This window comes from Scytonema sp. HK-05 (genome assembly GCF_963872035.1).
Classification (GTDB): domain Bacteria; phylum Cyanobacteriota; class Cyanobacteriia; order Cyanobacteriales; family Nostocaceae; genus Kalymmatonema.
The window spans coordinates 22,443-35,298 of the sequence record NZ_CAWMYC010000100.1 but is presented as its reverse complement, the minus strand read 5'-3'; the positions used below and the strand labels follow the sequence as shown (position 1 = coordinate 35,298).

The window sequence follows — 12,856 nt, the reverse complement described above, 5'->3', positions numbered from 1 at the left end:
CTAAAGTTTAGACTACCCGTGCCGTCGCTGATGCCACTGCCAAGCATGGGTGAGGATGTCCTTAATGTTTGGGTATTGGGGACGCCAACCCAAAACTTTAGTTGCTTTGTCGCTGCTGCCGACTAAAATAGGCGGATCGCCAGGTCTCCTGTCGCGTTCCTCTATTTTGATTTCAGCTCCTGTGACTTCCTTTGCACTTTCGATGACTTCTCTAACTGAAAACCCACTGCCATTCCCTAAATTAAAGACTTCGCTATCTCCTCCTTTCAGGAGATACTCCAAACCTAGAACATGTGCTTGTGCCAAATCAGTTACATGAATGTAATCTCGAATACAAGTCCCGTCAGCCGTAGGGTAATCAGTACCGAAAATCAAAATGGATTCGCGCTTACCTAAAGCAGCCATGAGCACCAGTGGTATGAGGTGAGTTTCTGGTTCGTGGTCTTCCCCCAATAGGCCAGTTGGGTCAGCACCTGCGGCGTTAAAGTAGCGGAAACGGACAGACTTGAGATTATAAGCCGTATCGAAATCAGATAATATTCGCTCTACCATCCATTTGGTAGTTGCATAGGGACTGATGGGGTCTTGAGGATGGTCTTCAGTCAGCGGCACAAACTTGGGCACACCATAAAGAGCGCAAGTAGAAGAAAAGATGAACTTGTTGATGGAAGCAGCAAGCATTGCTTCTAAAAGCGTCAGAGTACCTGCGACATTGTTATGGTAATATTTGGCTGGGTCAGTGACAGATTCACCCACGGCAATGTACGCAGCAAAATGCATCACCGCAGTTATATTGTGGGTTGAAAATATGTTATCTAAAAGAGCGCGATCGCTCGTATCACCAACAATCAACTTTACCTGCAAAACCTGTTCTACAAGTTCTCGATGCCCATTGGACAAATTATCAAGAACAACGACTTCATAACCTGCATTTTTTAGAGCTAATACCGCATGGGAGCCAATATATCCTGCTCCACCTGTAACTAAAATGGTTGTCATAACTGTACTAACTTTAGGTTTTAGAATAGACAAGATTGCGGAAGGTGAGTTCCATCTGTGTCCATCTGTACGGCAGTTGCTTCAACGGGGGGAACCCCCGCAACGCACTGCCTTGTCCATCTGTGGTTAATTATTCTTTTTTTTGGAATAAATCCAAGAAGTCTATTTTAGATTTTGGATTAAACAATCAATGAGGTAGGGGCGAAGCTACCAAGCAAAAATATTTCTGAAAACTCGAGATATTTCTGCTCGAATGCAACGCCCGTATAGAGTTAGAAATCATTGACAAATGACAAAAATCTAAAATCGTTGACACTCGTCAAAATAGCGAGACATCGCACTGTCAAGAGATGACATTAACTCACCCCTATTGCTACCAAGAACGCTGTAAGTCGGGCGCTTAGCAGTTAAACCAAGTTCTTGCGTTGGCAGGGCAATCACATTGCTAGGATTAAAGCCTGCCGTTTTCGCCGCTAGCCGTGCCAAATCAGCCCATGCGATCGCACCTTTGTTAGCCAGATGCCACAAACCACTCTCGCCGTCAATTAACAAATCGAGACTAGCGTGGACAAGATCCGGCACGTACGTAGGCGAAACAATTGCATCCTCAGCAGCGACGAAGGTATTCCCAGCACTGAGCTGACGCAGGGCAATAGTGACGAAATTGTAATCATCCCAAGGACCGAAAAATGCACTGGTGCGAATCACTAGCGATGCCGGATTCACCTTCAATACCAGCTTTTCTGCCATAGCTTTACTGCACCCATACACATTTAGGGGAGCAACGGCATCACTTTCGACATAAGGGTTGAACACAGCACCGTCAAATACCAGATCTGACGAGAAAGTCAGTAGCCCCACATTATGCTGAGCGCAAGCAGCAGCTAAAATCGCTGGTCCCTCAGCGTTCACCCGCAGGCAAACATGGGGTTCGCGTTCCGCATCGTCCACCCGCACGTATCCAGCAGCGTTCACAACCGCCCACGGCTTCAACTGCGTTAGAACTGCATCGACAGAGGCAGGATCAGCAATGTCCATTTCTTGGCGTGTCAGCAAGCGGTATGAGATCCCCCGCAGTTCACACAACCGCGCAAAAGCCCTTCCCAAGGTTCCTCTCGCACCCACGATCGCTAGGGGAGATGGGGAAGATGAGGAGGATGTTACTCGCTCATCTCGTTTCTCTCCCCCTACCTCCACACCGCAACTTACCGCAGGGTATAATAACCGCTCTTGCCGATGCCACCATCCGGGTGTATCAAGGAGCGGGTGATCTGGTTTGCGCCCAGCGGATAAGTCGCGTATCATCTTGGCAATTGCTGTTGGTCTGGGACGTGACGAGCGCAAGTCAAACACGCCTGACTCGTAGTAGCCGACCGAACGAGTCACTAAGCTATTCCAATCGTAACTGCCCAGGAGCGCCCAAGCAGTGACAGCACGGACATCCACACCCTGATCTCGTAATTGAAGCGCCGCATTCCAGACCTCATAAAGCCAGCGCAGCTGCTCCTCGCGGGTACAGCTCAGGTGAGCTTCGGTAATGGCAAGGGGCAGTTTATAGCGTTCCCATGCTTCTAATAGCAAGTTGCGCGGACCTGCTGCACCCTCAGCACAAACGCGCACTGCCTCTACATCTGCGTACTCGTCCCGCCCGTTACCCCCATGCGAGCTAGTCGGATAGCGTTCTTTGCGTTCATCCAAAAAGCGATCGCTCGTCAGGTAGTGGTTAATCCCGATGATATCTGGCGGACAGGGATTTTCCAGAAACCATTCAAGTTCAGCCTCACTGATGCCACAGTAGCGCAGGTGACCCCCCATCCGATGAGTCGGCGTGACTCGACCGCACAATAAATCAAAGCTCAACCACCGACGCTCGTTCTCAAATTCTGCTTGATACGCCAGCTTTGGTGTACTGTAAATCTTACCCAAATCGTCCGTTTGCACTAGTTGGGCATTGGGGTTAACTTCCCGGATTGCCTTCATCGAAAGGGCGACCCCACGGCACTCCCCTAACAAAGCGCGTAAAAAAGTTAGCTCATCTCCACCGTGAGGATACCAGTGACCATACATTCCACTGAACCGCGCCGTTGTCAGTGGCTCGTTTACTGGTGTGTAATGCGTCACCCAAGGATAGCGCTCTGCAACCGCACGGGCATACAAAGCTAGTTTCTCTGGAAATTCCGGATCTATCAAGCTAGTGTGACGTGGTCCGCTACCATGATGCACTAATCCGACAATCGGATTGATGCCGAGTTCGCGCAACCGCCCTAATCGCTCATCCGCCCAAGACCAGTCAGCATTCTCCAACCCGTCGGGAGCAGTTCGCTCCCACAGCACCGGGTAGCGGATCGCCTTTATCCCTAGTTCGGCAAATAAGTCTAGGTCATCCAAGCGCGTTGCATGACCATTGCGTTCCAACTGGTCAAAATACTCATCACCCACACGATTAACCGTACACTCCACACCAGCCCACACTTCCAAGGGAAGTTGTGAATTATCAGTGTTGAGTCTTGAGTTGAAGGAAACCATACTTTAAACTCAATCTTATATATTCTCTTTTCTTCCTTGGCGTTCTTTGCGACGCCAGAGCCGGCACGAGGGAAACCGTTCGGCTGAGCGCTCACGGCGAAGCCCTCCAAAGAGCGCTGGCTCGTCTTGGCGGTTCGTTTTATAGCAGTTTGCAACCCGGAGTAAGGTACACCAAAGAAATAATGAACCACAGATGGACACAGATGGACACAGATAAATCTGTACTTCATTCAAATGAGAAGCCCTATATTAACCGCCAAGACACATAGAAAAGTGGGCAATGCCCACTCTACAAATCAAGCCTTAACCGCGATTTGCTTGTAAACAGATAGAGCCTGAGCAACACATTGATCCATGTTGTAATACTTGTACGTTGCTAAGCGTCCGACAAAATACACCCCCTGCGTTGCATCAGCCAGTTCCTTGTATTGCTTGTAAATTTCCTGATTTTCCGGACGTGGCACGGGGTAATAGGGGTCTCCCTCTGCTTTGGGAAACTCGTAAACAATACTAGTTTTGTGGTGTTCCTGTCCCGTCAGGTACTTAAACTCCGTGACGCGGGTATACAGGTGGTCGTTCGGATAGTTGATGACTGGCGCTTGCTGAAACACCGAGGTGTTATGCGTCTCGTGCTTGAAATCAAGCGAGCGATACGGTAGTTTGCCGTAGCGATAATCAAAGAACTCATCAACAGGTCCGCTGTAAACTATCTCACCGCAAGGTATTGCCTTCTGGATTTCACGGTAATCGGTGTTGAGCATCACCTTGATGTTGGGGTGTGCCAACATCGTCTCGAACATCCGGGTAAAACCGTACCGGGGCATTGCCTGGTAACTATCTGTGAAATAGCGGTCGTCGCGGTTGGTGCGGGTGGGGATGCGGGCAATGACTGATTTGTCAAGTTCCGATGGGTCGAGTCCCCATTGTTTGCGTGTGTAGTTGCGGAAAAACTTTTCATACAGTTCTCGACCGACTTTGCTCACCACCACATCCTCTGAGGTGCGGATGTATTCTTTCGGTTCAGCAAGTGACTTGAAGAACTCTTCCACCTGAAATGAAGTCAGGTTCATTCCATAGAGTTTATTGATGGTGTCGAGGTTGATGGGGATGGGGACAAGTTGCCCGTCTACGCTAGCGAGGACGCGATGTTCGTAAGCCCGCCATTCAGTGAACTGCGAGAGGTATTCAAAGACTTCGCGAGAGTTGGTGTGAAAGATGTGGGGACCGTATTTGTGTACGAGGATGCCATGATCGTCGTAATGATCGTAGGCGTTGCCGCCGATGTGCGATCGCTTGTCCACAACCAGCACTTTCTTACCAGACTGAGTTGCCAACCGTTCTGCAATGACGCTCCCTGAAAATCCAGCACCAACGATCAAGTAATCAAATACAGGCTCTTTGTCTCTGTTAATGATACTTGGTGCTTGTTTACCAGCAATAGCCAGATTTGAGTTCATTTTGTTGCCTTCTTTTTGTGCAGCAATAGCAGAGTCTATCAATTGCATCATTGATCCCCAAGTGCGATCCCAAGAAATTTGCTCCAAAAAGGCATCTACCCGACTCAACCATCCCGATGCAGAGGTGTCCTCTTGTATAGCCTTTTCTATGGCAGCGACGAATTCAGAAACCGTGTCTGCAATTCGCACCAGCTTCAAGTCTCCGTAGGGACGCACGACATCTCGAATTGAGGTAGACACCACAGGCTTACCTGCGGCAAGATACTCTGGGGTTTTAGTGGGGCTAATAAAGCGAGTTGACTCGTTGCGCGCAAACGGCAGCATCGCCAAGTCCCACCCCGCCAAATATGCAGGTAGTTCTTTATAGTCTTTCCCACCGAGATAATGAATATTCTCTCGCTGTGGCAAAGTTGCGGGATCGATTTTCACAACCGGTCCAATGATCACCAAATGCCAGTCAGGGCGTGTGTCGGCAATACCAGCCAACAGTTCGATATCCATCCGCTCGTCAATCACGCCAAAGAACCCAAGGCGCGGATGGGGAATATTCGCTTGATCTGCTGGTTCTGACTCTTGGGAATTTCTTGCTTGTGCAAAATGTGGTACTTCAACACTACTAGGAAACGCGTAGACGTTAGGGTGCTGGTTCACCTTGCTTTCGTAAAGGCTTTGTCCACCTGTAAACACCAAATCTGCACGGCGGAAAAGTTCGGCTTCGTTGTTCTTTAAAGCAGGTGATGCTCCCTTGAATGCAGATAATTCATCCATGCAATCGTAGACAACTGCCAATGGTTGTAAATGGCTTGTAAATGCGATCGCCATCGGCGTATAGTACCAACAGATGTACTTGCGGATGTTGTGCTCTGCAAACAAACCATCAATCAGCAGTTTTAGATCTGCGTTTACCGCCTCCTGGCTCAAACCTTGTGGTAAGTGTGGAACAACAACCACGACTCCATTGTTGTCTTGGCTGACATCCAACCGCCCCAATGGTTCGTCCGTAAAAATTGGCTCCTCAATGAAGAAAACCCGCCGTCCTTGAGCGCAACGAACCAGAAGATGTTGCGGTCTTTGATAAACGAAATTCCAACGCAAATGAGACAAGCAAACTATATCAGGCGTATCTGTAGAGGTTTCTTTATAAATTTTGTTGGGTATGGATAAATTTTGGGATGATACACCTGATGATTGCGGTTCAGTTAGTGTTGAAAGCTTAGCTTTAAGCATTCTTCCTGACTTCCCATTACTGAGCCCGTTATTTTTTATTTGACTTTTTTCGCCTGACATAGGTTATCTCAATTTTATCTTTATAGGAAATAGAATTGTTTCCAAATGCTCTTTCACCAGAGCAGAGGAATTAGAAAAAATCCACTTTTAGCTTACTTTTTCTTAGTACAAGGGCAGTAAGCATTATCTGGTAAAGAAGCGTTTGGTGTTTTCTTGACTGCCTAAAAACTACTAAGGCTGTTTACCTTGACAACAATCGCTATCACTAACTGTTAAAGATACTATTTACTGTTTATACAACCTTCTATCAATCGACATATTTGTTTCTAGCCAAGGAATTTAGATAATATTAAAATTATTTGTAATCATGAATACAAAGCTGCTTTATTTAAAGATTAAGGTAATAAATAGAACTATCTAAAACCAGTACTTATATTTATACTGCCATGTTGCGTTTCATCATTAGAGGCTTAATTCAATCAAATCCTTGCCCTTCATCGACTCTAAATGCAACATGATCCCAAAGGCGATCGCCCGTTCGAGCGATCGCAATGGCTGCGGGTGCTCCGCACCATCGCAGCACGCTCTACTCCAAGGGCATTACTGATTTTCATAGCGCTTCTCACCGCGTCAGTCAATTTTCACGTCGCCCATCTCGGCACAATGCTTATCCGCGCTTCTCACCGCGTCACTTGTCTGCGATGGGTGCAGATCAGAGTGCATAAAAAAAATTCCTCAGCGCTATCAAACTTATGAAGCGGTTGAAACACCGAAAACAAACAACAAACTCATTTGCAAGAGGAATTTCAAAATGGATACCACAACAATGCTCGATATGTGCAAACTGGCAAACATCCAAAAAGGTAAGCGCGTCACCATCCTGGGTGCAGGAATTGCAGGTTTAGTTGCAGCTTACGAGTTAGAACGTCTGGGTCATGAAGTCGATATTATGGAAGGTAGCCCGCGCGTCGGTGGTCGAGTTTGGACACACCGTTTCGGTAACTCGCCTGACGCACCGTACGCAGAACTGGGAGCCATGCGTATCCCCAGCGAACACCAGCATACACTGCACTACGTAAACGAACTGGGACTAGCTGACAAACTTTGCAAATTTGTCACAGTCTTTGAAGAACAAAACGCTTTCATGAACATCGAAGGAAATGTCTTCCGCATGAAAGACGCACCCCGCCTTCTCCAAGAACGTTATCAAGGAATCTTTACCGACACTCGTTACAGTGAAAAAACTCGATTATTTGCAGCATGGCTGAAAACCATTGTCAATACCATCTCTCCTGGAAATTTGCGTGAAAGTTTGGATTCTGACCTAAAATCACACTTAATGGATGAATTGGAAAGACTGGATTTAGAACCTTACTTTAGCGAAGACGGCGAAACTATCGACTTACAGGCATTTATTAAAGATCACCCAAGTTTTCGCGCTCGTTGCAGCAAAGCCTTGGATATGTTCCTGAGCGACATCTTAGTTGAAACCAGTCACGATTTATTACAACTCAAAGGCGGAATGGACCAACTTATCCAGCGCCTGGTAGCATCAATCAAAGCTCCGATTCAGTGCAACCAAAAAATAGTGGCAATGCGCGTGCGTCCAGACCACGTAGAATTGGATTACTTGGAAAACGGACAGTTGCATACGCGTCGTTGCGACTATGTGTTATGCACTATTCCTTTCTCGGTAATGCGTAAGATGGAGTTGAGCGGATTTGACTCTAGAAAACTGGAATCTATCCACAATACTATATATTGTCCAGCAACCAAAGTTGCATTTCATACTCAACAAGCTTTTTGGGAAAAACAAGGTATCAAGGGTGGTGCATCCTTCAGTGGTGATGGCGTTCGCCAAACATACTATCCTTCTGTGAAATTCAACCCCGAAGCTGGGAGTACGATGCTTGCTAGTTATACCATCGGTGACGATGCTCTACGCTTGGGGATGATGTCTGAGCAACAGCGTCACGGTTACGTCAAGAACGTTGTCAGCAAAGTTCACCCAGAAATTCAAACTCCTGGTATGGTGTTAGATGTGGCTTCGATTGCCTGGGGTAACTACGAGTGGAGCGCTGGTGGATGCACTGTTCATTGGAGCGATGACATGTCTGATGAATCTAACCATACTATCAGTTACTTGGAAGCTGCTAGACCGCAAAAGACTCTGTTCTTTGCTGGTGAACATTGTTCTAAATATCCTGCTTGGCTTCAGGGTTCTATCGAGTCTGCACTTGAGGCTGTGTACGATATTGTTTCTCACCAACCAACAAAAAAAGCGACAACCAACAAAAGAGTTACCAGGAAGACACATGGCAAGATTCTACGAACAAACCAACGTCAACAGGCTTATCAAGTGGCTTAATCATTTGGAAAAAGCCTCCACAATACATTTGGAGGATTGGGGGCACATCAACTCTCTTGCCAAAAACAAAGAATGATGAATTTTGAAAAGAATTTGAGAAATGTCACCAGTTGCCCTGGAATTTACAAATTCTCACTTCTAAACGAGTCAACCCCATGACTTGATCACACAATCAATTGCTGAAAATCCTTACCCCTTCTTCTCTTCGCCCTCTGCTTTGCCCCCCTGTATTACCTACGCACCACCCCTCAAGCGTGTAGCTGCATAAGTTCGATTCACTCAACTGTATATATTTGTGACTGCATAAGTTCGATTCACTCAACTCTATATACTTCTAGTGACCTTCTATCAACGCTTGTTAATTCAAGGAATCGTATTTATAAAGAAAAACCGAAGAAAACAACATAATAACATTTGAGACAAACACAATGTATTTGGGAGCAAACTAAAGATGTATCCATAATGCCTAAAACCAAATATTACAGCAAGTTAACTGAAAAATAAAAGTAAAAAATAAAACAGATTGATTGTACGTAAAACCAATAGATAACAAGCTGCCTGGAAAAAAATTGTATTAATTAACACATATAAAAAACGAGAAGCTGTCCGGATACGGTGGAATTCCACCAGAATGTTATGCCCTGTCCAATTGCAATAAAAATCAGCATTGATCGGGAAAACTAAATCCTTCAAGGCGTGCAACTCCCATGACTTCCCCAATTTCCCGACTTGTCAGATGTACACGAGAATTCAGCAAAGCCCTTTTTTCTTTCCTAAGTTCCCTTTTTGTCCAAAGTTATAAAAGTGGTTTTTTAAGATGAGCATCTTAGATTTTCCCCGCCTACACTTACTCGGCTTCGCCCGCATCCACGCCCCTACAGGACATAAAAATGGAGGAGTGGATGTCAGTAGCAACACAGTCTACATGAACGGTAAGCCCTTCGACCACCACCGTGGAGCGTCCGAGTACCACGAATACCTCTACAATTTGGGACCAAAGTTTAACGCCCAAGGGGAATTGGATGAAAATGGTCCTTTCAGTATGGCAATGGGATGGGACTTTGGCGGTAACGGTCACTTCTCTATCGAGGCACAAATTGTCAGCACGCAAAGGGAATTTGGACAAGTTGACCAAAATGACCCAGTGGTAGGACGTTCTGTTGATTTATGGGGTCATTACAACGAATACGTTAAAACAAGTTTTAATCGCGCCCGAATCTTTGAATGCGACCCAGCTTCCAACTGGACTAGCACAATTATGTTGGGTCAACTCGCCTTCGGACGCCAAGGCGTTTCCCACGAAGTCCCATATATGCTATCTGCCCCGATTACAGGTATGCAGTTAGCTCGCTGGCAAGACTTTAACCACATCCGCGAATTGCCTCAACACTGCCTCAAGGATGAGTTTAAACGAGCGGCTGTTTATCAGTTTACGATCCCCAAAGATACCCAAGATTTCCTGTGGTCTGAAGAAGCCGCCCAGTCACCAACTGTATCTCTACTGCGGGAAGCAATGAATCGTGAGGATGTCTTGGGGCTGGTGATGCAATTGGGCATTAGTAATATGTCTGCGCCAGTTCAACCCGATTTACCTAGTTTCTGGGAATTGCACGGAACTATCGGTTTATGGTGTCAAGACGAACTTTCTACCTATCCTCACGGTCGGCTGCTGACTCCCCGACGTGCTGCTCTTTCGCAAACAGAATCTAAACCCCTTTCTAACCTCACCCTGCAAGTCACCCCCCAAGGCGTGAGTTTAAATACGGTTACGGCAGTGCCTTGTGTGGGACGCGCCCCCAAAGCTGGACCAGGACCAACCCACGCGATTGGTTCTAAGCTCGACTTGGGTGATTTGGAATTGCGTACCGTTAACAGCCAACAGCTAATAGCGCGGATACCCAAAGAAGCATACCAAAAGGAGCCGCATCAATTAACTAGTGGAATTGTAGATGTTCCTTTAGCCCAAGAGTGGGAAAATTTATCTCAGGAAATAGAACAGCAAGGTCTGTGCATCATCGGGACGGCACCTGACGGACAACAGCGAATTCTCGTTCAAGAGGAGGAAATCAATCTTCAGGTAGATGACGGTTGTTTGTTTGTCGAACATCCCAATAGGCATAGCGGTGAAGACCACGCAGTGGAGTTAGAAGTGCGGTCTTTCGTGCGCGGGCGTCCGGCGGCGGTTGAAGCGGTTTACCTGCGTCAGTTCTATAACCCGAGAGCCTTTCCTCAACTACGCTACGAGTTTGAAAGTGATCCCGCCAATGCAGGTAAGGCTTTCCATTACCCACGTAGCTCGGAAATGGAAATTGTCCACTTTAAGCAAGGGTTGCGGCAATCCAAGGGAGAGTTTGCCCCCACATGTGCAATTTCCACGGACGACAAGGGGCGTGCTTGGGTGACTCTGCGCGGTGCCAGAGCAGGAACGACACGGGTGCTGCTATCTGCTCGCCCTGATGAGTTACCTTGTGACTCTACTCACCTAGAGGAAGCGGCAATTGCTTACGACAATGATGATAAACTAGGCTTTTGGTCTGGTGCGGGCTTTTTTGCAGTGCGGGTGATGAGTGATGATTGGCACCTGGATGAAATTCCCGATGCAGCGGTAGATTTTAACTTAATCTACGAACAGATCCTAGCTTTCTACGAGTTAAGTTTCTCGTTTATGAAAGTCGATGTCTTTAGTCTCGCCGACCAATGCAAGGTCGAGACTTACGCACGTCTGATGTGGCAAATGTCCGATCCACGCAACAAATATAAAACTTACTATATGCCGCCAACGCGGGATATGTCCCAAGCCAAGTCGATGCTTTTGCTGAAGTTTCTGCAAAATCTACAGCGAGTCGGCTATGTTCCGCCTGCGATGGCACAAGTGCCCGCCCAAGGGGCGATCGCAGAACCAAAACGCCCGCAACGCACGATCCAGACGCGGGAAGAGTTGGTAAGCGCCCTGAAACAAGCGGCGGAGTTGGAAGTGACTGTGATGTTGCAATACATCTATGCAGGATACTCTATTCCCAACTACGTCACTGGTGAGGAATACGTGCGTCGGGGTTTGTGGACTCCCGAACAGTTACATTTAGCTTGTGGCGACGGCAAAGAAGTCCGAAGTTACGGTATGCGGGGTGTGGTGCTGGAAATTTCCCGCGAGGAAATGATTCACTTTTTGATGGTTAATAATATATTGATGGCGATTGGGGAACCTTTTTATCCAGGAGTCCCCAACTTCAAGGAACTTAACGCACGCTTCCCGATTGATGTAGACTTTGCCCTAGAACCAATGAACGCCGCTTCTCTACAGCGTTTTATGCGTTTGGAGATGCCTGACTTTTTGGAAGAAAACTTGAGCAACGAATCAGGAAGTGGCGATCGCTCAATTGACAACTTGCACGGTTATGGTTCTTTGAGCGAACTGTACCATCAGATTCGCCAAGGGCTAGAGAATATTCCAGATTTATTCATGGTTAAGAAGGGTCAAGTAGGCGGCGAGCATCGTTTGTTCCTGCGCGATGACTTTAATAAAGTTCACCCAGATTACCAGTTTCAGGTTGACGACCTCAACAGCGCACTTTTTGCGATCGACCTTATTGTTGAGCAAGGAGAAGGATGTCATGCTGAATCACCTAAATTTGAGCGTTCTCACTATCAGCAATTTCGTCGTCTAGCGGATGCACTTTCTAAAGAACACATGACCGATGCTGAGACTGGACGCAAAGTGCCGTGGAACCCCTCCTACCCTGCTTTGCGTAATCCTTCCTTACAGCACCGAGATTACAGCACCAACGTTGTCACTGTTCCCCAAACGAGGGCAGTCATGGAGATATTCAACGAAACTTATTTTCTGATGATGCAGTTGATGGTGCAACACTTCGGCTTGATGCCCACTGCTAGCCTGCGACGCTCAAAGCTGATGAATGCTGGCATTGACGTGATGACGGGAATGATGCGTCCTTTGGGTGAGTTGCTAATGAGTCTGCCTTCAGGCAAAAGCGGTAAAACAGCCGGACCATCCTTTGAGATTGAAACCCCGATCTACATCCCGTCGCCAGAAATAGCAATGAAAGCGATCGCCCGACGATTTGAGCATCTATCACATAAGGCGCGTGAATGTCAAGTTATCCATAGCACGGTCTACGAGATGTTTGATTTCTACGCCAGATTCTTTGAAGACCTGGCTCATCATCCCCAGTCGTTGTTGCATTGAGTCATTAGTCAAAGAACAAATGACCCTCACGGGTTCGCCAGTTCCCGCTTGTTGGGAAACCCTCATTCGCCCTGC

General features: G+C 47.1%; 6 protein-coding genes. 3 read left to right on the top strand and 3 right to left on the bottom strand.

Features of this window, described 5'->3' with window-relative positions; all coding sequences use genetic code 11:
• Positions 1-12: 12 nt before the first annotated feature.
• The 3 genes from galE to glf form a co-directional block, all read right to left on the bottom strand.
• Complete coding sequence (galE, locus tag AACT52_RS16880; protein WP_073632483.1) at positions 13-999, bottom strand: UDP-glucose 4-epimerase GalE; 987 nt, start codon at positions 997-999, stop codon at positions 13-15.
• 300 nt (positions 1,000-1,299) lie between these two features.
• Positions 1,300-3,525 carry a family 1 glycosylhydrolase gene (locus AACT52_RS16875; RefSeq protein WP_073632481.1) on the bottom strand — a complete coding sequence of 742 codons (2,226 nt, stop codon included), beginning with the start codon at positions 3,523-3,525 and terminating at the stop codon, positions 1,300-1,302.
• Positions 3,526-3,821: 296 nt separating this feature from the next.
• Positions 3,822-6,269, bottom strand: coding sequence for a UDP-galactopyranose mutase (gene glf, locus AACT52_RS16870; RefSeq protein ID WP_073632480.1), 2,448 nt, complete (start codon positions 6,267-6,269; stop codon positions 3,822-3,824).
• Positions 6,270-6,716: 447 nt separating this feature from the next.
• Here glf and AACT52_RS16865 point away from each other — a divergent pair, with 447 nt between their 5' ends.
• The 3 genes from AACT52_RS16865 (at position 6,717) to AACT52_RS16855 (ending at position 12,781) form a co-directional block, all read left to right on the top strand.
• A complete protein-coding gene (locus AACT52_RS16865) occupies positions 6,717-6,965 on the top strand; it encodes a hypothetical protein (RefSeq protein WP_143172811.1) in 249 nt (82 codons plus the stop codon).
• A gap of 55 nt (positions 6,966-7,020) precedes the next feature.
• Complete coding sequence (locus AACT52_RS16860; RefSeq protein WP_073632478.1) at positions 7,021-8,577, top strand: flavin monoamine oxidase family protein; 1,557 nt, start codon at positions 7,021-7,023, stop codon at positions 8,575-8,577.
• A gap of 817 nt (positions 8,578-9,394) precedes the next feature.
• Complete coding sequence (locus AACT52_RS16855) at positions 9,395-12,781, top strand: ferritin-like domain-containing protein (RefSeq protein ID WP_073632476.1); 3,387 nt, start codon at positions 9,395-9,397, stop codon at positions 12,779-12,781.
• Positions 12,782-12,856: the final 75 nt, after the last annotated feature.